Origin of the sequence: Vibrio sp. 1F263 (genome assembly GCF_041439035.1) — a bacterium.
Classification (GTDB): domain Bacteria; phylum Pseudomonadota; class Gammaproteobacteria; order Enterobacterales; family Vibrionaceae; genus Vibrio; species Vibrio tasmaniensis_A.
Map to the genome: position 1 here is coordinate 35,066 of NZ_JBGONI010000010.1, position 20,652 is coordinate 55,717.

Sequence of the window (20,652 nt, forward strand, 5' to 3'; positions counted from 1 at the left end):
AATTAAAGAAAATGGAGATTGAAACATGGAATGCAAGAACAACACTTTAGGTCATACAGCTTTGAAATTGGAAAGAGAGGAATTCATTGCCAGTAACCTAAAAGCGTTGATCTTTGACTTCGATGGCCTTCTCGTCGATACCGAAACCTGTATGTTCAAAGCCTGGGAAGCTTTGTTAAAACCATACGGCGTTGAAGTTTCGCCACTCCAGGTTGCTGGCCTAGTTGGGAGCTCAGCGCCAGCAACCTACCTTTATCAACTATTCAACAAAGCGTCGAATCAAAAGCTGTCCGATTCACAAATTCGCGATCGAGTGATCGCTCATGCCTACCAATTAATTGCTTCAATAACAGAACGAGAAGGTGTCCGTCAGTATCTAGACTTTGCTAAATCACACTCATTGAGCATTGCACTGGCCACCAGCTCAGAGGCTGATCATTACATGCCAATTCTGAATCGTTTGAACCTTACACCCTATTTTGACTGTTTTATCGGAGCAGAAGACATTGCCTCAGATAGACGGAAACCACATCCCGATGTGTATTTAGCGGCATTAGAACAACTCGGTGTATCTGCCCATCAAGCCATCGCTTTCGAAGATTCCCCTCCTGGAATTATGGCGGCTCGATCGGCAGGAATACCAACAGTTGCAGTAACCAATTTGCTCACTCGTCACCTCGATGTCTCGCTAGCCAACGTGGTGCTGAGTTCGATGAATGATCAAACGCTACTGCAATTGATAAACCAACTTACCGAGAATGAACGATGAATAAATTAGAACAACTGAAAAAGCACACCACTGTCGTTGCCGACACAGGTGATATTGATGCTATTGCTGCATTTCAACCTGAAGACGCCACAACTAACCCATCTCTAGTACTAAAAGCCGCAGAAATGCCGCAATACGATCACTTAATCGCCGATGCGATCACTTGGGCAAAAGCACAAAGCAACGACAAATCACAACAGTTGATCGACGCTGGAGACAAACTGGCGGTCAACATTGGTTTAGAAATTCTAAAAACGGTACCGGGGCGCATCTCAACAGAAGTCGACGCTCGTATGTCATTCGACAGAGTCGCAAGCTTGGCAAAAGCTCGTAAGCTTATCGGCATGTATAACGAAGCTGGCATCAGTAACGACCGAATCCTAATTAAGTTAGCGTCAACTTGGGAAGGCATTCGAGCAGCTCAAGAGCTAGAGAAAGAAGGCATCAACTGCAACCTAACGCTGCTGTTCAACTTTGCACAAGCCAAAGCCTGTGCAGAAGCCGGTGTTTTCTTAATCTCACCTTTTGTCGGTCGTATCCTAGATTGGTACAAAACCAATACCGATAAAAAAGAGTACCTTCCTCATGAAGATCCTGGTGTCGTTTCAGTCTCTGAAATTTACAACTACTACAAAGATCATGGCTACAACACGGTTGTGATGGGCGCGAGCTTCCGCAATGCCGATGAAGTCCTAGCATTAGCGGGCTGTGACCGTTTGACCATAGGCCCTGCAATTTTAGACCAACTTGCAGCACAAGAAGGCTCTGTTGAGCGCCTACTCTTTGCCGACCGTGACACCATCAAAGATACACCAACAGCTATGACTGAAGCACAGTTCCGCTGGGAGATGAACCAAGACCCGATGGCAACAGAAAAGCTCGCCGAAGGCATCCGTAACTTTGCCGTCGATCAAGGCAAGTTAGAAACCATGATCGAAGCACGCCTGTAGGAGAAGCATAATGATTACACGAACTAAATTAGCCGACGCTATTCGCGTTCTAAGCATGGACGCTGTACAAAAAGCAGGCTCGGGCCACCCCGGAGCACCGATGGGCATGGCCGATATCGCTGAAGTTCTATGGCGTGATTTTCTAAAACACAACCCGAGCAACCCTAACTGGGCCGACCGCGACCGTTTTATCTTGTCGAATGGCCATGGCTCAATGCTTATCTATAGCTTGTTACACCTATCTGGTTACGAGCTATCAATGGATGACATCAAATCTTTCCGTCAATTACACAGTAAAACCGCAGGTCACCCTGAATACGGTTACGCTCCAGGTATTGAAACCACTACCGGCCCATTAGGACAAGGCATCACCAACGGTGTCGGCATGGCTTTGGCTGAAAAGGTTTTGGGTGAACAGTTCAACCGTGAAGACCACGATATTGTTGATCACCACACCTACGTGTTCATGGGTGACGGCTGCATGATGGAAGGTATTTCTCATGAAGCATGTTCACTTGCCGGTACGCTTGGACTAGGGAAACTGGTCGCTTTTTGGGATGACAATGGCATTTCGATTGATGGCGAAGTCGACGGGTGGTTCTCTGATGACACACCAAAACGTTTTGAAGCCTACGGTTGGCATGTTATTGCTGATGTTGATGGTCATAACGCTGATGATATTCACAAAGCAATTACTGAAGCTAAAACCGTAACAGATAAACCAACCTTAATTTGCTGCAAAACCGTGATTGGTTTTGGCTCACCAAACAAGTCAGCCAGTCATGACTGTCATGGTGCTCCGTTAGGTGCTGATGAAGTCGCATTGGTTCGACTCAATCTCGGCTGGGACCATCCTGAATTTGAAATTCCTCAAGATGTATACCAAGCATGGGATGGGAAAGATAAAGGACAAAGCAATGAAGATGACTGGCAAACACGTTTCAATGCTTATCAAGAGGCGCACCCAGAATTAGCCGCTGAGTTTTTGCGTCGTAGCCAGAACCTATTACCTGAAAATTGGGATCAGCACACTCAAGATCTAATCCAGACTTTGCAAGCGAATCCACAAACCATCGCGACTCGCAAAGCATCACAAAATACTATAGAAGCATTCGGACCATTACTGCCTGAGTTTTTGGGAGGTTCAGCCGATTTAACCCCTTCAAACTTAACTAACTGGTCAGGCTCAAAAGCAATTACCGCTCAAGATGCGTCAGGAAACTACTTGAGTTACGGCGTTCGTGAATTTGCGATGTCTGCAATGATGAATGGCGTGGCGTTGCATGGTGGCTTTATCCCATACGGCGGTACGTTCTTGATGTTCATGGAGTACGCTCGTAACGCGCTTCGTATGGCAGCACTAATGAAGCAACGCAGTATCTTCGTTTATACCCATGACTCTATCGGTTTGGGGGAAGATGGTCCGACACACCAACCGGTTGAACAAATCGCATCGCTTCGACTTACTCCAAACATGAGCACTTGGCGTCCTTGCGACCAAGTAGAAACCGCGGTGGCTTGGAAGTCTGCTATCGAACGTTTTGATGGTCCAACGTCATTGATTTTCTCTCGCCAGAATCTTGTTCAATTCGAGCGTGATCAAGACACGCTTTCCAATGTAGCGAAAGGTGGATACATCCTTTCTGACTGTGACGGTGACCCACAGCTGATTCTAATCGCTACGGGATCTGAAGTGGCACTCGCCATGGAAGCAAAAGCACAGCTAACTCATGTCCGTTGTCGTGTTGTTTCAATGCCGGCCACCGATATTTTTGATGCACAAAGCGCGGAATACAAGGAACAGGTTTTACCAAGCCATGTTACAGCACGAGTTGCCATAGAAGCTGGTATCCGTGACTACTGGTTCAAGTATGTCGGGCTACACGGCGATATTGTGGGAATGACAAGCTTTGGTGAATCAGCACCAGCAGAACAACTCTTCGAAATGTTTGGATTTACAGTTGAAAACATCGTTGAAAAATCCCTAGCGGTTCTGGAGAAGTAATATGAGCATGGCACAACGCTTTATTGAAAACCAAAGCCAAGACTGCCTGCGAACTAAGGCTGCAAAAGTAGCCTTAGAGCAAGTCCTAAAAACGCTAACACCTTCTAGCGTTATTGGTATCGGCACTGGTGCTACAGTTGAAGTTTTCATTCAACTATTGAAAGAAAGTGGCGCTGAGTTTGCTCATTGCGTATCCAGTTCGGTTCGCTCAAGTCGAGCTTTATCCTCTGCAGGGCTGAATGAGATATCCATATCTGAATGTGGCCGTGTTGATTTCTACATTGATGGCATTGATGAAGGTCTTACAACCGGCATGACCGTGAAAGGTGGTGGTGCAGCACTGGCTCGTGAAAAAGTACTCGCGACGCTTGCTCTAAGCTTCATCACCATCGCAGATAGCGGTCGATTGGTCACTCAACTCGGAAAGTTTCCACTCCCTGTAGAGGTTTTACCTGCCGCACAAACCGCTGTGTTTAATGCCTTACAAAGCCTTGGTGGACACCCGACGTTGCGCCAAGACTGCACCACTGATAACGGCAATATCATTCTCGATGTTGCTCATTTGGACATCGCTGAACCAAAGCGATTAGAACTCCAAATTAACGCTATTCCTGGCGTCGTCGAGAACGGTATTTTCGCGCAAAGAACGGCCGATTTCATGGCTTTTTCGAATGCAGAAGGTACGTATTTATTATCAAAGCAACACGTTCAATAGCTGGGATTTATAATCAAAATGAGACCTCGCTTGCAAGTCTATTTACAAGCATGTCAGTAAGGATAATTTAGGAATAAAACATGACGGAAAGCAATTTTTCAGCTCAAACACTGCGCTATTTTGATTCAAATATTGAAACGTTTACGCGTGATCTATCTGAGCTAATTGCTATTCCGTCTGTACGAGATATCAGCAGCTGTTCACCCAATGCTCCTTTTGGTTTACCGATTAGAAACGCATTCGACTTTCTCATTAACTGGGCGAAACGAGAAGGGTTTGAAGTCCGTGATCATGATGGTTATGCCTTGGACATCAGCTTTGGCGAAGGCTTACAAGAAATCGGCATATTGCATCATGTAGATGTGGTAGAAGCCGGTAATTTGGACTCATGGTTAACCCCTGCATTTGAGATGCACCAACAAGGTGATGACTTATTGGGGCGAGGCGTTACCGACAACAAAGGCCCGTTAATGGCCAGTCTGTATATTCTCAAGATGTTTAAAGCGCTTGATGCAACACTCGACAAAAAAATAAGAGTGATCATCGGCGGCGCAGAAGAGACAACTTGGGAATGTGTAGAGCATTATTTTAATCATAACCCTCAACCGGATTATGGTTTCTCTCCAGATGGCGACTTCCCAATCGTTAATGGAGAAAAAGGCATCCTGTATGCGTCATTACAACGAGAATTCCCAACTCACAATGGCCTAGGAACTTGTCAGATCGTAAGCATTGAAAGTGAGCGTGACAGAACATCCACCTGCTATCAATTATCGATTTATCTGACAGGAGAAAAAGCGGCTGAAGTAGCAGCAACATTTGAAACTTCAGCAACAGTCACTCTTGCCAATGTGGCACAAAGTGACAACCACCAACAAAAGGAGTTGTACTGCGTTGAGTTGTCAACGCCGTGGGAGAAATCTCGCAACCCGCATAAGGTCGATAACTGTATGGATCAGTTTGTTCGTCACATGCGACATGTTGAAGGGTTAGACACTAACTCTCGAAATTTAATTGATTTACTAGACGCGTGTTTTAGTGATTCCAATGATGCTTCGAAATTAGGGCTAGCACACCAAGATAATGAAATGGGGTCGACTACATGCTGTGTCTCCTCCATCAATTTGAATCAACATGGCTACAACTTGGATTTTGATTTTCGGTTTCCTAAAGGACTGACTATCGATCAAGCTCGTACCCAACTCCAGTATGTATCCCAACAATACGGAGTGAGATTGATTGAACACCAGTACTTACCTCTATCTTACCTCTCACCCGAAAGTGAACTTATCCAAGCAATGGGAAAAGCTTATTCCGAAGTTACCAAAATGGACGCTCAGTGCTTTAGTAAAGGTGCGGCTTCTTACGCGCGCGCGCTAAACAATGGTGTGGCATTCGGACCTACTTTTCCTGGTGATGTGACTTGTGTTCATGAGCCCAATGAAAGGCTCAGCCTCGAGTCATTAAAAAGAGCAATAACAATATACGTGAAAGTTCTCATATCACTTTAGGAGTAAATTATGAGAGATAAGGTTCAAGCACTTGCTGGAGGTATGATGGTATCCATCATCGTACTGGTTATCGCAGGTATATTTATTGGTGTGGGCGCTGGTGTTGTAAACCAAATGTCTGCTACCGACTCTGTTATTTGGGCATTCTTTAAGCTGATGTTAGATCTTGGCTTGATGGTCATGCGCAATCTACCGCCTTTCTTTGCGATTGGTCTAGCGTTCGCGCTGGCGAAATCTGAAAAAGGTTGGGCAGCCTTCACTGGCTTTACCATGTTCATGTGTTTCAATGTTGCTATCGGGTCGATCGCTGCATTTCACGGATGGACTCAAGAAACCACAAGCGTTGCGTCATTAATGAATGATGCTGGCTACGACAAAGTAGCAGCGCAAAACTTCAACTCTTTATGGGGTGAGTCTTTAGGTATCTTCGCTTACAACATGGGGATCTTTAGCGGTATTCTTGTTGGTTGTATTACGGCTTGGATCCACAACCGTTACTACAAATTCGAAATGCCTGCACTCTTGAGCTTCTTCTCTGGCCCTCGTGCCGTAGTGATTTTCGCTTACTTCGCTATCATGCCTATCGCGCTGTTTGTTTACTACGCTTGGCCGCCGATCGCTGGGGCACTGCAGTCCATCACTACCTTGATTACTAGCTCAGGTATTTTTGGGTCTTTCCTATTTGGCGTATTTGACAAAGGCTTATTGCCATTTGGCTTACATCACCTTATCGCCTTCCCTATTGAATACACTCGTGTTGGTGGCGTAATGGAGATTGATGGTGTTGTTTACGAAGGTGTTCGTAACATCATGAATGGCCAAATGAGTTCACCAGAGGCAACGAGCTACATTACACATAACTTTACCAGCGGTCGTATTCCAATCCAAATTGGTGGCCTAACGGGTGCTGCTTATGCAATGTACGTAACAGCAAAAACAGCCAATCGCAAAAAGGTAGCCGCTATCATGGTGCCTGCAGTATTTACGGCTGCTGTTATCGGTATTACCGAGCCACTGGAATATACCTTCCTATTCGTCCAACCATTCCTATTCTTTGCAGTGCATGTTCCGCTAAATGGTCTTGCTTATGTGATCACCGAAATGATGGGTGTTTCAATTCACGGTAATCAGCTGCTATTTATGGTGCCTAACCTACTACAACCTGAAAAGGTTCATGCTTGGGCTCTATTGTGGATTATCCCACTATACTTCGCGATTTACTTCTACACATTCAAGTTCTTCATCCTGAAGTTTGATTCAAAAACTCCAGGTCGCGAAGAAGAAGATGGTGATATCGCCCTGTATTCAAAAGAAGACTTTAAAAAGAAAAAGGAGCAGACCTCAAAAGGACTGCCTGTTGAAATCATTAAGGCGCTGGGTGGAGCTGACAACATTGAGAACGTGACAAACTGTGCAACTCGACTGCGTGTTTCGCTGCATGACGAATCACTAACGGCAAGCGATAAAGTTTGGAAACAACAGCTCAACGCAATTGGTGTCGTCAGAATGAATAAAGGCATTCAAGTGATATATGGAGCCAACGTTATTACGATTGCCTCTGGTATCAAAGAAGCCCTTGGTGTCGACTCTTAGCTAAGCGCAACTTCCGTAACCCTACTGTTACGAATCTATAGAAACCAATAACTGACAATTCCTCCTGTGACTACAAGTCACAGGAAGGGATTCGTGCACCTGAAATATGGGAAATATAAAAATGAAAGCAATGACAAAACATGCAGTTACTTTACTTGCTCTTTGTGTTTCTGGCGTCCTACACGCAAACGAAAATACAACATCAAGCTGGTCTGAGCGCAACCCTATCGTCTTCTGGGGAGATAGAGCCAATGAGGACTGGAGCTATGTCGATGGTCTAGACGAAAGTCAAAAAAGCTTTTCAGAAAAACTCAAACGCTTGGATATTGATGACAGTGGTGACTGGAAAGTCTCATTTAGCGGTAATGTAAAAGCCGCAGTCGATAACCGTTGGAATCACATGTACGACGGAGAAAACCGCAAGAAAAATGAACTGCGTACTCGCATGCAATTCTCCACCGATGTGACTTACCAAGACTGGATGCGTGTATTTGGTGAAATTCGAACCAATTACACTAACCTCGATAGTCCGGGTCCAGTAGACGATGCCGGTACTGACTTCCACCAGTTGTTTACCGAATTCAAATTACTCGATGACGGTGAGCAATACCTAAGTACCCGCCTTGGTCGCCAAGAAATATACTTAAATGAATGGCAAATGATGAACCGTGAACCAACGCCAGTTCAATCAAGTTGGAATGCAGCCAGCGCAAAATACAGCGTAGCAGGCATCAATTTTGACGCATACTACGGCGAGGAAGTATTCCCTCTCTACAAAGATGGCAGCTTCGGTGGCAACTGGGATGATAAAACCAATGGCAAAAAATCGACCGGCTTATTCGCTAATTGGAGAACTGACTTCGGGGCAATGCAAGCCTACATAATGAGTAATAAACTCACCAATGAAAGCTTTGTTAATGCACCAGACGGTGACGTCGACATTCAAGTTTTAGGCTTACATGCCCATGACTTTGTGAGTGAAGGGTTTGGTTACATGCTCGACGGTGTTTATCAATTTGGTGATCATGCAGGTAAAGATATCTCAGCCTACATGGCTTATGCCGATTTGAACTACAACTGGAAAGCAGACTGGAACTATCGCTTAGGTCTGAACCTACATTACGCATCAGGTTCAGATAAAAACAGCGACAAAGTGAACACGTTTAACCCTTTGTGGACAGGTGACCCACTGGGTTTCGCGCATGATGGCGCTTACGGTAACGCAATGCAGGTCGGTTCTTACACTGTGATTGAGTATCAGCCGAAACAATCCATCATCGCTGGCTTTATGTCGACATGGCGTGCCAACACAGATGATGCAATCTACACACTCAACCAAGATGTATTATTTGGTGCAGAGTCTGACGAAAAATACGCTTACACCCAGTTCTATCTGCAATTCCATAATTACATCACAGGCAACTTAAAGTCTGAGTTAAATATGTACTACGCATTAGATAGCGACTACACACGTGACGTAGTCGGCAGTAGCAGTGATGACATTTCCCGTGTTGAAATCGCACTGATCTATAACTTCTAACACTGCTTATCAGGTTAGTATGTTACTAAATGAATTCGCCCAGCAGTGCTGGGCGAATTTTTTAGATCATCATATTTCAGTTAATTGAATTACTCATCCGGCTGCTTGGTTCGAAGATCCACATATGGCCAGTAATGGTGCCCGACTCGAATCAAAAGTGTTGCTGCTGCTAAGATAAACGCTGCAACAGACAACCAAACGATGAGTACTGCATCCAACTCTTTCATGCCCAGAGTAATGTAACGAGCAATCGCCATCATCGCGATGTAAATCGGATATCGAACCGGGATCTTACCGTTCATCACAAACTGCTGAACCATCGCCAACACTTCTAAATAGATGAACATCAGTAGAATATCGGTCAATTGCACTCGACGTTCAGCAAAAACATGCATGAACTCTTCGACCATCGCAAACAAGGTCGCGAGCGTGATCGCTACCAGTAATACCGCTTCCATAATGTGAAATACTTTTAAAAACGGCTTACTAAAAGATTTAGGTAAGTGAGAAGGCATAGTCACTCTTCAAAAAATAATTAATCCAGTCTCTACATTAGCATGCGCTCTAGAGAAGCGACGAATACAAAAATGGCCCCACATTCACTGCAGAGCCATCGACTTGTTTTTTTACTTAGCCACTTTCTAGTGGCTAACTAACCTTACAACAGAATCAGGTACGTTAAGAACACCACACACAGCCCGTAGATCAATGGGTGCACTTCTTTGCGCTTACCTGCAACAACCATTGTGAATGCGTAGCTGATGAAACCCATCGCCATACCGTTCGCTGGTGAGAAGCTTAGCACTGTGAACATGATGGTGAAGAAAGCTGCAATGCGTGACTCTTTCTTTTCCCAGTTAATCTGACCAAGACGACCCACCATGTAGATGCCTACCACAACCATCGCAGGCGCGACCATTGCCGCTGAGAAGATAGAGAAGATTGGGTATAGGAATAGAGACACTAGGAATAAGCCAGCCACCATGACTGCCGCTAAACCTGTTTTCGCACCTTGAGAAGAGGCAATACCCGATTCAGAGAAAGCAGTAATCGATGTGGTACCTAGAATTGAACCAATCACAGTACCGCCCGCATCAGCCACTAGCGCCGATTTTGCATTCGGCACTTTACCGTCTTTGTCGATGATACCTGCATCACGGCCAACACCCACAATCGTGCTCAATCCATCGAAGAAATCGACAATCAAGAAGATAAGTACGATGAACAACAAATCGAACATTTTCTCAGGCGTAAAAGCTGAGAAGTCAAAGATAGCGCCAAAACTGCCTGCCATACTTGGTGGCATTGAAACGAATTGGTCAGGGATTGGAGCGTTTGATGTGCCCATGAATACATCAGCAAGAATGGTCAGTACGATAGCTGAAACAAACGAGATAAACGTGGCCAACTTAATATCACGAACCATACAGCCCAATGCGATGAAGATGCTCACATAAGCGATGATCACTTTTGGATCGGAAATGTCACCTAAACCAACCAGTACGAACGGGTTAGAAACGATGATACCCGCATTCTTAAGGCCTAAGAAAGCAATGAACAAGCCGAGAGACACAGTAATCGCCAGCTTCAAATCTTCAGGAATCGATTCAATCATCGACTTACGGATATTAGTCAATGAGAAGGCAAGATAAAGAATACCCGATAGGAAGATGCCAAATAATGCTTCATTCCAAAGTACCGCCACTGAACCACTTAACAATAAACCTTTGAAGAAGCCATTCATGCTCATGCCAGGTGCTAGCATGACTGGATAGTTACCCCAAATGCCCATGATAAGCGTTGCAATAGCAGCAGAAAGAGCGGTCGCCGTAAAGACTGCCCCTTTGTCCATTCCCGGAATGCCACCCAAAATTGCTGGATTAACCGCCAAGATATAACTCATCGCTAAGAAGGTAATAAAACCTGCGTATAGCTCAGTGCTGATCGTGGTCTTTCTCTCTGAGAGTTTGAACATGGTGTCAAGTGAGCCAGATGTCTTCTGGGCTTTCAGGGTGGAGTCGGTATTCACAACAAAACCTATGTATTAAATTAAGAAATTTGAGATTCAAATGCTGTGAGAATAGAGGGATCTCTACACTAAAAACTGTAGTCACCAAGGTAGGCTCGGTAGTAGAAACATTTGATCCATTTCATCAAACATATACAGCATTTAATCGTTTGCGCGGATTGTAAGGGTTGAGATTAAAACTTCAACAAATTTTGTTCAGATCACATAAAAAACTGAACATGATCAGTCATTACATTTATAGGAAGATCAGACAAAGGATCATTTGAGAATAAATAACGATCAAGCCAGTTGTTCTCAATCATCTAAATATGCTACTCTTCGCCTCCATTTTTCTGACCTAATTTTCACCAGTTGTCTCTATTAGTTTTACTTGTTATCCCTTTTTAGATGCAACCATCGGAACAAAAATTAGAGTCAGTGCTATCTTTTATAGTGTCGGTTTATCGCCCTCACTCAATCCAACCAACAGTGGAAATATACAGATGGGCAAAGGTACTCTTTACATCGTATCTGCACCTAGTGGCGCAGGTAAGTCGAGCTTGATCTCAGCAATGCTAGAAACCAATCCAACCTACGCAATGAAGGTATCTGTTTCACACACCACTCGCGGTATGCGCCCTGGTGAAGAAAATGGTGTTCACTACCACTTCGTAGAGAAGCATCATTTTGAAGACCTTATTAATAAAGGTGAATTCCTAGAGTACGCTGAAGTTTTCGGCAACTACTACGGTACTTCACGCGTTTGGATTGAAGAAAACCTAGACCGCGGTATCGATGTATTCCTAGATATCGACTGGCAAGGTGCTCGTCAAATCCGTGAACAAATGCCTCAAGCGAAGAGTGTCTTCATTCTTCCACCATCAAATGGTGAGCTAGAGCGTCGTTTAAATGTTCGCGGCCAAGACAGCGACGAAGTTATTGCAAAACGCATGAGCGAAGCAAAATCAGAAATTTCTCACTATGCAGAATACGATTATGTGATCGTGAATGATGACTTTGATGCAGCCCTAATGGACTTCAGAGCTATCATTCGTGCGGAGCGCTTAAAAGAAGATAAGCAAGCAGCGAAATACAGCGGCATGCTTACTGCTTTATTGGCGGAATAATCTAGATCCCCTAGATTTTCCATTGAGATAAGTATACGGTGAACTAGAAAGTCTCTAGTTAAACTTGTATACTTTCTCGTCATCAAAAATTTATTAGTTAATTACTATTTGGAGTCCTCATGGCACGCGTAACTGTTCAAGACGCTGTTGAAAAAGTTGGCAACCGTTTCGACCTAGTTCTTATTGCGGCTCGCCGCGCACGTCAAATGCAAACTGGCGGCAAAGATTCACTAGTGCCTGAAGAAAACGATAAGCCAACGGTTATCGCTCTTCGCGAAATCGAAGAAGGTCTTATCACTAAAGACGTACTAGATGCTCGTGAGCGTCAAGAGCAACAAGAGCAAGAAGCGGCTGAGCTTGCAGCAGTAAGCAGCATCGCTCACACTCGCTGATAGAATCAACGTCATTCGAACTAATTAACCTTCCGGGCCTTTAATTTGTATCTATTCGATAGCCTCAAAGACGTTGCCCAAGAATACCTAACAGAGCCTCAAGTTGAGGCTCTGCGTCAATCTTATGTGGTAGCGAGAGACGCCCATGAAGGGCAAACCCGTTCAACGGGTGAACCATACATTATTCACCCTGTAGCTGTTTCAAGAATCCTGGCAGAAATGCGTCTGGATATAGAAACTCTGCAAGCAGCCCTACTCCACGATGTAATTGAAGACACTGAAGTTACAAAAGAGGAACTAGAAGCTCAATTCGGCAATACCGTTGCTGAACTGGTTGATGGTGTATCTAAGCTGGATAAGCTTAAATTTCGTGATCGCAAAGAAGCGCAAGCAGAGAACTTCCGTAAGATGGTTCTCGCGATGGTGCAAGACATCCGCGTTATCTTGATCAAATTAGCTGACCGTACTCACAACATGCGTACGCTTGGGGCACTTCGTCCTGATAAGAAGCGTCGTATTGCTCGTGAAACCCTAGAGATTTATTCTCCGCTAGCTCATCGTCTTGGTATTCATAACATCAAGACAGAACTAGAAGAACTGGGCTTCGAAGCCCTTTATCCTAACCGTTATCGCGTCCTGAAAAACGTAGTGAAAGCTGCGCGTGGTAACCGTAAGGAGATGATCCAACGTATCCATAGCGAAATCGAAGGCCGCCTTGAAGAAGTCGGTTTACCTGCTCGCGTACTTGGTCGTGAAAAGAACCTGTTCTCCATCTATAACAAGATGAAAACCAAAGAACAGCGCTTCCACACCATTATGGACATCTACGCTTTCCGCGTGGTGGTTGATACACCAGATACTTGCTATCGCGTACTTGGTCAGGCCCACAGCCTGTACAAGCCTCGTCCTGGCCGCATGAAAGACTATATTGCGGTACCGAAAGCCAACGGCTACCAATCTCTGCACACGTCAATGATCGGCCCTCACGGGGTGCCAGTTGAGGTCCAGATCCGTACTGAAGATATGGAGCAGATGGCAGATAAAGGTGTCGCGGCGCACTGGTCTTACAAAGGCAATGGCTCACGCAGTAGCAACGGGACAACCGCACAGGTTAAAGCACAACGTTGGATGCAGAGCTTACTTGAGCTGCAACAAAGCGCAGGTAACTCATTCGAATTCATTGAAAACGTTAAATCTGATCTGTTCCCAGATGAGATCTTCGTATTCACGCCGAAAGGTCGCATTGTCGAACTTCCAGCAGGCGCAACAGCAGTCGATTTTGCTTACGCGGTACATACCGACGTCGGCAACATGTGTGTCGGTGCTCGTGTAGACATGAACCCTTACCCACTCAGCAAATCGCTGAAGAATGGCCAAACTATTGAGATCATCAGTGCTCCGGGCGCACGTCCGAATGCAGCATGGCTCAACTACGTAGTGACCTCACGTGCGCGTACGAAGATCCGTCAGGTCCTGAAAACGATGCGTCGTGAAGAGTCGATTACCCTTGGCCGTCGCCTACTGAACCATGCACTTGGTGAACACTCTATTGCCGATGTCGGTCAAGAGAATATCGAACATGTATTGTCTGATCTACGTCTTGATAACATTGAAGACTTGCTAGCATCGATTGGTCTTGGTGAGCTGATGAGTATCGTTATTGCTCGTCGTTTATTGGGCGATGCTGACGAACTAACTGAAGTGGCAAACAACAGCGATACGTCTAGGAAGAAATTACCTATCCGTGGTGCTGAAGGCCTATTACTGACGTTCGCCAACTGTTGTCACCCGATTCCAGATGATCACATTATTGCTCATGTATCTCCAGGTCGTGGTCTTGTGGTGCACCGTGAAACGTGTCCAAACGTTCGTGGTTACCAGAAAGAACCGGATAAATACATGGCGGTTGAATGGTCTGACGATTACAACCAAGAGTTCACTGCTGAACTTCAGGTCGAATTACAGAACCATCAAGGTGCGCTGGCTGAGCTAACTAACGTTATCTCGAAAACAGGCTCGAACATTCACGGTATTTCAACCGAAGAACGTGACGGACGCTTGTACACAGTGACTATCTTGTTGACCACGAAAGATCGTGTTCATTTAGCGAGCATTATGAAGAAGCTACGTGTGATGCCACACGCGCTCAAAGTAAGACGTCGTAAGAACTAACGTTCGAACTTATTAGCAACTTTGCTAAGAATTGAAATCCCCTTAATGCTTTATCGCTTAAGGGGATTTTTTGTGGCTGCGATTCTAGAGTTCCCCTAGCTTCATGCTATTCATGCCTGTACAAAAATCCAGTAAAATGCTTGAATAGATTATCTCTCTTACGTTTATGAGCCTTGTTATGTCACAGCTTTTATCTGCTATCCCTCTCAACTCTTTATCTGGAGTCGGCGCAAAAGTCGCAGAGAAACTGGAAAAGGTTGGGCTTAACAATGTACAAGACCTGCTATTTCATCTGCCTTTGCGCTATGAAGATAGAACTCGTATCTATCCCATCGTAAAGCTGCATGCCGGGCTGTGGGCTGCTGTACAAGGTAAGGTGATGCATGTTGATACCATTTTCGGTAAACGTAAGATGCTCGCAGTAAAGATCAGCGATGGTAACGGCACGATTACTCTGCGCTTTTTCAACTTTACTGCAGGAATGAAGAATAACTTTGCCGAAGGCAAACAAGTGCATGCTTATGGTGAGATCAAGCGCGGCAATATGGGGCTTGAGATCGTCCATCCGGATTACAAATTCTTTGCTCCTAGGCAACAGCCAGATGTTGAAGCGAACCTAACTCCGGTGTATCCAACCACTGAAGGGCTAAGACAAGTCACGCTACGTAACCTCACAGACCAAGCTCTAGAGTTAATCGATAAAGCAGCCGTCAATGAGCTGCTACCGTCTGGTCTATACGACCACCAAATTACCCTCGCACAAGCACTGCATACCATTCACAGGCCGCCCCCGGGCATTGACCTAGAGCTGTTTGATGAAGGCAAGCACCCTGCGCAACTGCGCCTAATTATGGAAGAGTTGCTGGCTCAAAACCTGTCGATGTTGTCAGTCCGTAGCAAAGGGCAACAAGACAAGGCAATGCCTTTTCCTCCGGTGAACATCCTCAAAGATAAGTTGTTAGCTCAACTTCCGTTTTCACCAACCAATGCTCAAGTAAGGGTGACTAAAGAGATCGAAGCCGACCTTGAAAAGCCACACCCTATGATGCGTTTAGTACAGGGTGATGTAGGTTCAGGTAAAACCTTAGTCGCCGCACTGGCAGCCGTTCGCGCACTCGAACATGGTCAGCAAGTGGCACTGATGGCACCAACCGAGCTATTGGCAGAACAGCACGCGATTAACTTTGCTAACTGGTTTGAGGCGATGGGCATTCAAGTCGGTTGGCTGGCAGGTAAACTCAAAGGTAAGGCTCGTGAAACGGAACTAACACGTATTGCCAGCGGCGAAGCGCAAATGGTGGTGGGAACTCATGCGCTGTTCCAAGAGCATGTCGAATTCAACAACCTTGGTTTAGTGATCATTGATGAGCAACACCGATTTGGCGTCCACCAGCGATTAGAGCTGCGTGAAAAAGGCGCGAAGCAAGGTTATTACCCTCACCAACTGGTGATGACCGCGACCCCAATCCCACGAACGTTAGCAATGACGGCCTATGCCGATCTTGAAACTTCTATTATTGATGAGTTACCACCGGGGCGAACCCCAATTCAAACCGTCGCGATTCCTGATACCAAGCGCGATGACATTGTTGAACGTGTGAAAAATGCGTGTCTCAATGAAGGCAAACAAGCTTACTGGGTGTGTACGTTGATTGATGAATCGGAAGTACTGGAAGCTCAAGCTGCAGCGGATACGGCAGAAGAGCTGCAACGCAAACTGCCCGACGTAAAGATTGGTTTGGTTCATGGCCGAATGAAACCCGCAGAGAAACAAGCGGTGATGCAGGAATTCAAAGAGAACAAACTGCACCTGTTAGTTGCTACAACCGTGATTGAAGTAGGTGTAGATGTACCGAATTCAAGCTTAATGATCATCGAGAATCCTGAGCGTCTTGGTCTAGCGCAACTCCACCAACTGCGTGGCCGTGTTGGCCGTGGTTCAGTCGCGAGCCATTGTGTACTGCTGTATCACTCCCCACTCTCTAAAACCGCTCAGAAACGCTTAGGAGTACTACGTGAAAGTAACGATGGCTTTGTTATTGCTCAGCGTGATTTAGAGATTCGTGGCCCCGGTGAACTACTTGGTACCAAACAAACAGGCTTGGCTGATTTCAAAATTGCCGACTTAGTCCGTGACCAACGTTTGATACCTGAAGTGCAGCGTATCGCGCGTCATATTCACGATAGCTACCCAGACAACGCCAAGGCGATCATCAACCGCTGGCTGGGTGAACGCGATGTGTATTCTAAGGCGTAATTCGCCCTCATATCTTGCTTAAAACGTAAAAAGGCTTCTACAAGGAAGCCTTTTTCGTGCGTATAGCCTAAGGTTTCACAGGGAAACTGATCTGCGCCTTCAAGCCACCCTCACTGCGGTTATTCACCACCACCGCACCTTGGTGTTGGCTGACAATACGTTTCACGATCGCTAAACCTAAACCTGTCCCTTCACTACCACGAGCCGTGTCACCACGAGTGAACGGTTCAAACAACTTCCCGATCTGGTCTTGTGGAATACCCGGACCGTTATCTTCTACCGTTACCCAAGCCAGTTTGTTATCAGCCGTCATACCAGTCGATACTTTGACCCAACCATTACCGTAGCGCAGCGCGTTCACCACCAAGTTACTCACTGCACGCTTCATCGCGATCGGGTTACCCAACGCAGGTTTCATGGTTTCTGGAATATCGGTTTCAATCTGAACCTCATAGCCTCCTTCAGAGCTAGAGACCTCACGCGCAATATCATCGACAAATACCGCCTGGAATGAGTCTCGGTCCACAGGCTTTAAGTAATCCATAAACTGACTGATGATCTCATTACACTCTTCAGTATCACTGATGATCCCTTCCGCTAGATAACTGTCTTCTGGCGACATCATCTCAGTCGCTAAGCGAATACGCGTGAGTGGTGTACGCAGATCATGGCTGATACCCGCCATTAGTAGGGCTCTATCTTCTTCAAGTTCTTGAATGCCTTTCGACATCTGATTAAAGGCTCGAGTTACCGAGCGAATCTCTTGCGCCCCTTGCACTGGAAGTGGCGGTGGAATATCACCACGCCCAACACCTTGCGCGGCTTTCTCTAGGGCTATCAACGGCCGATTTTGCAAGCGGATAAACAGCCACCCACCAGCAACAATCAACAACGCCATGATCAGACTGTTACGAAATAGAGGCGCAAAGTCTTCTTCTTGCAGCTCAGACAGGGGAATACGAATCAAGGAGTTAGGCAACTGCGCAATGTCCATCCACAACACGTAACTTTCTTTGCCCAAAACCAATCGCACTTCGGTTTCAGATCCGAGCTCTTTGGTCATCTCCTCACTCATCAGGTCTATCGCGACCGCATGGTAGTACTCGCCCGACGCTTCACTGTCCTTGGCATGAACCGTAACCCCGAGCTGCTCAAGTACACGCTGACGCAGTGGCGCATCAATCTCGATATCACTGCCTTGGTCCAATACTAGGTTTAGTTCGTGAGCCAAAATCTTATTAAACTGCTGCAAACTCGGCATCAATGCATAATTGAACACCGCGTAATAAGAAAAGATTTGGCTGGCAACCAACAGGGTTAAGAAGAGCACTATCGACTGAGTAAAGGAGCTACGTATGCGCATAGAAGACCTAAAGTGAGGGATGATAAAGGAATATAGTGGGAACTATAGCTGTAATACCAATCACAGTAAGTAAATGATCATAAATAGCGCCGGAAAAAGGCTTGAGAACAAGGCTGCAATTTTTGATAAGTAGTTATTCTACAATCAAAATTTCTAACGAAGTTATCGAGCGTTTTAACAAGCTAAGATGAACAGTTATTTACTACGATTGGTATCTCTCATTGTGCTGAATACAAAACGGGCCATCGCATATTAATGAGATGACCCGTAAATAAAGAATTCTGAATCACAGAACGAGCAAAGCTAGATTACACAGCTTTGCCATCTGGAACGAATACATAACCCAAGCCCCACACCGTTTGGATATAACGAGGTTTACTTGGATCTTCTTCTACTAGACGACGCAAACGCGAAATCTGGACATCGATAGAACGTTCCATCGCTGAATACTCACGGCCACGAGCCATGTTCATCAGCTTATCGCGAGACATTGGCTCACGAGCGTTAGTGACCAGTGACTTCAGAACCGCAAATTCACCTGAGGTAAGAGGCATAGGCTCTTCACCGCGGAACATTTCACGTGTACCTAGGTTTAGACGAAACTCACCAAACTCAACCACAGACTCTTCTGTGCTTGGCGCGCCCGGAGCTTCAATCACTTGGCGACGCATTACCGCTTTGATACGAGCAAGCAGTTCACGTGGATTAAATGGTTTTGGCAGGTAATCATCAGCACCCACTTCCAAACCCACAATGCGATCCACTTCGTCACCCTTTGCTGTAAGCATCAGGATTGGTAGCGAGTTGTTTGCGTTTCGTAGACGACGACAGATCGAAAGACCGTCTTCGCCCGGCAACATTAAATCCAATACCATCAAGTGAAAGTTTTCACGGGTTAACAGGCGGTCCATCTGCTCACTGTTTGCCACGCTACGCACTTGAAAGCCTTGCTCTGACAGATAGCGTTCTAGCAGTGCACGTAAACGAGCATCGTCATCGACCACTAAAATTTTGTAGTTTTCTTGCATGTAATGGTTCCACCTATTAAAGCTTAAACCTAAGGTTAAGCATTCTTGGTAAATTGTATATTGGTATAAGACATTAAAAATGTAACATTATTGAGGGAAAAGTCGCCTAAATAATTGTTAACGTATGTTGCCTTTCTATATATTCTATCTTAGATCATCATTTCATTAAGTCAGATTTATGAAAACCAAACTTATCACCCGCGAAGGTTATAACAAGCTCAAAGCAGAACATGACCACTTATGGCACGAGAAGCGTCCTGAAATCACTAAGATAGTCACTTGGGCTGCAAGCCTTGGAGATCGTTCAGAAAACGCAGATTACACCTTCAATAAGCGTCTGCTTCGTCAGATTGATCGCCGAGTGCGTTTCTTAAGAAAGTTCCTACCTGATGTCATGATCGTGGATTACTCACCACAACAAGAAGGTAAGGTATTTTTCGGTGCTTGGGTCGAAATTGAGAATGATGATGGGGAAATTAAGAAGTTTCGAATTGTCGGCCCAGAAGAGATCTACGGCGATGCTAAAGGCTATATCTCTATCGACTCACCAATGGCTAGAGCTCTGCTCAAGAAAGAAGTGGATGACGAATTTACGGTAAAAACACCGGAAGGCGACAAAGAGTGGTTCATTAACTCGATTCGCTATGCAGACAACGAATAACCAAACCTAATAAACACCTAGCGATGAGCTGACTGTTCAAGCAAACCCAAACTCCAGATAAAAGAAAACCCCGCAAGGCTTTCGCCTAGCGGGGTTAAGTCTCTATCGCAGCAATCCGGCTACTGTTTATCTCTTCGAGATAAGGTGCTCCCTGCATCTTTCCTTGATAGTGGCTAAATCCTTTAACCAATTTCCTTTTTGTTCATCGCCATCCTAGCGGTGTCCATTCTAGCCTGTCATCCTGACTGGCGAATCTCATCCAGAGATTATCACTTCCTTGCTGACCACTCATCCTAAGTAATCAAATCTTCATCCTGAAGATACCTAGTCCATTAGGCTTTTTCCTGTTCCTGCCAACTCCCTGTCGACAAGTTAAATATTACGGTATTTGGGCAAGTTTCCTAGATAGTCCCAAAAAACATTTCAGGTGGGAAATACGCCCACAAACACACAATCAAACAAAATCAGTCACTTACAGTTATTTTAAGACGATACCATCGGTTTAAAGAGACTTAGTCTCACATCACTTGTAAGAGATCTCGCACAAAGTGGGTATCAGAA

The 20,652-nt window shown here is 45.4% G+C and carries 16 protein-coding genes and 1 riboswitch; of the genes, 12 read left to right on the forward strand and 4 right to left on the reverse strand.

Annotated features, from left to right (window positions below):
* Window positions 1-25 precede the first annotated feature (25 nt).
* The 7 genes from ACED25_RS09220 (at window position 26) to ACED25_RS09250 (ending at window position 9,083) form a co-directional block, all read left to right on the forward strand.
* A complete protein-coding gene (locus ACED25_RS09220) occupies window positions 26-769 on the forward strand; it encodes an HAD family hydrolase (protein WP_371695140.1) in 744 nt (247 codons plus the stop codon).
* On the forward strand, window positions 766-1,719 hold the full coding sequence (tal, locus tag ACED25_RS09225) for a transaldolase (RefSeq protein WP_012603029.1): 954 nt from the start codon (window positions 766-768) through the stop codon (window positions 1,717-1,719). The genes ACED25_RS09220 and tal overlap by 4 nt, the downstream gene beginning before the upstream one ends.
* 10 nt (window positions 1,720-1,729) lie before the next feature.
* Entirely contained in the window at window positions 1,730-3,724 is a 1,995-nt protein-coding gene (tkt, locus tag ACED25_RS09230) for a transketolase (protein ID WP_371695141.1), read from the forward strand.
* Window position 3,725: 1 nt separating this feature from the next.
* Entirely contained in the window at window positions 3,726-4,439 is a 714-nt protein-coding gene (rpiA, locus tag ACED25_RS09235; protein ID WP_032555301.1) for a ribose-5-phosphate isomerase RpiA, read from the forward strand.
* 80 nt (window positions 4,440-4,519) lie between these two features.
* Entirely contained in the window at window positions 4,520-5,950 is a 1,431-nt protein-coding gene (locus tag ACED25_RS09240) for a Sapep family Mn(2+)-dependent dipeptidase (RefSeq protein ID WP_371695142.1), read from the forward strand.
* 9 nt (window positions 5,951-5,959) lie between these two features.
* Window positions 5,960-7,543: a PTS transporter subunit EIIC gene (locus tag ACED25_RS09245; RefSeq protein ID WP_065678259.1), complete on the forward strand. Its 1,584-nt coding sequence runs from the start codon at window positions 5,960-5,962 to the stop codon at window positions 7,541-7,543.
* Between the two features lie 121 nt (window positions 7,544-7,664).
* On the forward strand, window positions 7,665-9,083 hold the full coding sequence (locus tag ACED25_RS09250) for an alginate export family protein (RefSeq protein ID WP_029222821.1): 1,419 nt from the start codon (window positions 7,665-7,667) through the stop codon (window positions 9,081-9,083).
* 89 nt (window positions 9,084-9,172) lie between these two features.
* Here the strand turns inward: ACED25_RS09250 and ACED25_RS09255 are convergent, their stop codons facing one another.
* Together ACED25_RS09255 and ACED25_RS09260 are read right to left on the reverse strand one after the other, a co-directional pair.
* Window positions 9,173-9,598 carry a phosphate-starvation-inducible protein PsiE gene (locus ACED25_RS09255; RefSeq protein ID WP_009848000.1) on the reverse strand — a complete coding sequence of 142 codons (426 nt, stop codon included), beginning with the start codon at window positions 9,596-9,598 and terminating at the stop codon, window positions 9,173-9,175.
* Between the two features lie 143 nt (window positions 9,599-9,741).
* On the reverse strand, window positions 9,742-11,112 hold the full coding sequence (locus tag ACED25_RS09260) for an NCS2 family permease (RefSeq protein ID WP_009848001.1): 1,371 nt from the start codon (window positions 11,110-11,112) through the stop codon (window positions 9,742-9,744).
* A gap of 58 nt (window positions 11,113-11,170) precedes the next feature.
* Window positions 11,171-11,270, reverse strand: a riboswitch (purine riboswitch).
* A gap of 324 nt (window positions 11,271-11,594) precedes the next feature.
* Here ACED25_RS09260 and gmk point away from each other — a divergent pair.
* From gmk to recG, 4 genes are all read left to right on the forward strand, one after another.
* Entirely contained in the window at window positions 11,595-12,218 is a 624-nt protein-coding gene (gmk, locus tag ACED25_RS09265; RefSeq protein ID WP_009848002.1) for a guanylate kinase, read from the forward strand.
* Between the two features lie 119 nt (window positions 12,219-12,337).
* On the forward strand, window positions 12,338-12,610 hold the full coding sequence (rpoZ, locus tag ACED25_RS09270) for a DNA-directed RNA polymerase subunit omega (RefSeq protein WP_009848003.1): 273 nt from the start codon (window positions 12,338-12,340) through the stop codon (window positions 12,608-12,610).
* Between the two features lie 45 nt (window positions 12,611-12,655).
* On the forward strand, window positions 12,656-14,782 hold the full coding sequence (gene spoT / locus ACED25_RS09275; RefSeq protein WP_371695143.1) for a bifunctional GTP diphosphokinase/guanosine-3',5'-bis pyrophosphate 3'-pyrophosphohydrolase: 2,127 nt from the start codon (window positions 12,656-12,658) through the stop codon (window positions 14,780-14,782).
* Between the two features lie 178 nt (window positions 14,783-14,960).
* Window positions 14,961-17,039 carry an ATP-dependent DNA helicase RecG gene (recG, locus tag ACED25_RS09280; protein ID WP_371695144.1) on the forward strand — a complete coding sequence of 693 codons (2,079 nt, stop codon included), beginning with the start codon at window positions 14,961-14,963 and terminating at the stop codon, window positions 17,037-17,039.
* A gap of 67 nt (window positions 17,040-17,106) precedes the next feature.
* Here the strand turns inward: recG and envZ are convergent, their stop codons facing one another.
* The gene (envZ, locus tag ACED25_RS09285) at window positions 17,107-18,402 is read right to left on the reverse strand and encodes a two-component system sensor histidine kinase EnvZ (protein ID WP_012603020.1); all 1,296 of its coding nucleotides are present in this window, start codon (window positions 18,400-18,402) and stop codon (window positions 17,107-17,109) included.
* Window positions 18,403-18,710: 308 nt separating this feature from the next.
* Complete coding sequence (gene ompR, locus ACED25_RS09290) at window positions 18,711-19,430, reverse strand: two-component system response regulator OmpR (protein WP_009848007.1); 720 nt, start codon at window positions 19,428-19,430, stop codon at window positions 18,711-18,713.
* A 178-nt stretch (window positions 19,431-19,608) separates the two neighbouring features.
* Between ompR and greB the strand changes: the two genes are divergently transcribed.
* Window positions 19,609-20,091: a transcription elongation factor GreB gene (gene greB / locus ACED25_RS09295; protein WP_269336521.1), complete on the forward strand. Its 483-nt coding sequence runs from the start codon at window positions 19,609-19,611 to the stop codon at window positions 20,089-20,091.
* Window positions 20,092-20,652: the final 561 nt, after the last annotated feature.

Bases quoted from the DNA above. Each gene is read 5' to 3' on its own strand.
- tkt (WP_371695141.1), top strand. From the start codon at position 1,730: ATGATTACACGAACTAAATTAGCCGACGCTATTCGCGTTCTAAGCATG.
- ACED25_RS09255 (WP_009848000.1), bottom strand. From the start codon at position 9,598: ATGCCTTCTCACTTACCTAAATCTTTTAGTAAGCCGTTTTTAAAAGTA.
- greB (WP_269336521.1), top strand. From the start codon at position 19,609: ATGAAAACCAAACTTATCACCCGCGAAGGTTATAACAAGCTCAAAGCA.
- rpiA (WP_032555301.1), top strand. From the start codon at position 3,726: ATGAGCATGGCACAACGCTTTATTGAAAACCAAAGCCAAGACTGCCTG.
- ACED25_RS09240 (WP_371695142.1), top strand. From the start codon at position 4,520: ATGACGGAAAGCAATTTTTCAGCTCAAACACTGCGCTATTTTGATTCA.
- ACED25_RS09245 (WP_065678259.1), top strand. From the start codon at position 5,960: ATGAGAGATAAGGTTCAAGCACTTGCTGGAGGTATGATGGTATCCATC.
- ACED25_RS09250 (WP_029222821.1), top strand. From the start codon at position 7,665: ATGAAAGCAATGACAAAACATGCAGTTACTTTACTTGCTCTTTGTGTT.
- recG (WP_371695144.1), top strand. From the start codon at position 14,961: ATGTCACAGCTTTTATCTGCTATCCCTCTCAACTCTTTATCTGGAGTC.
- envZ (WP_012603020.1), bottom strand. From the start codon at position 18,402: ATGCGCATACGTAGCTCCTTTACTCAGTCGATAGTGCTCTTCTTAACC.
- gmk (WP_009848002.1), top strand. From the start codon at position 11,595: ATGGGCAAAGGTACTCTTTACATCGTATCTGCACCTAGTGGCGCAGGT.
- ompR (WP_009848007.1), bottom strand. From the start codon at position 19,430: ATGCAAGAAAACTACAAAATTTTAGTGGTCGATGACGATGCTCGTTTA.
- ACED25_RS09220 (WP_371695140.1), top strand. From the start codon at position 26: ATGGAATGCAAGAACAACACTTTAGGTCATACAGCTTTGAAATTGGAA.
- tal (WP_012603029.1), top strand. From the start codon at position 766: ATGAATAAATTAGAACAACTGAAAAAGCACACCACTGTCGTTGCCGAC.
- rpoZ (WP_009848003.1), top strand. From the start codon at position 12,338: ATGGCACGCGTAACTGTTCAAGACGCTGTTGAAAAAGTTGGCAACCGT.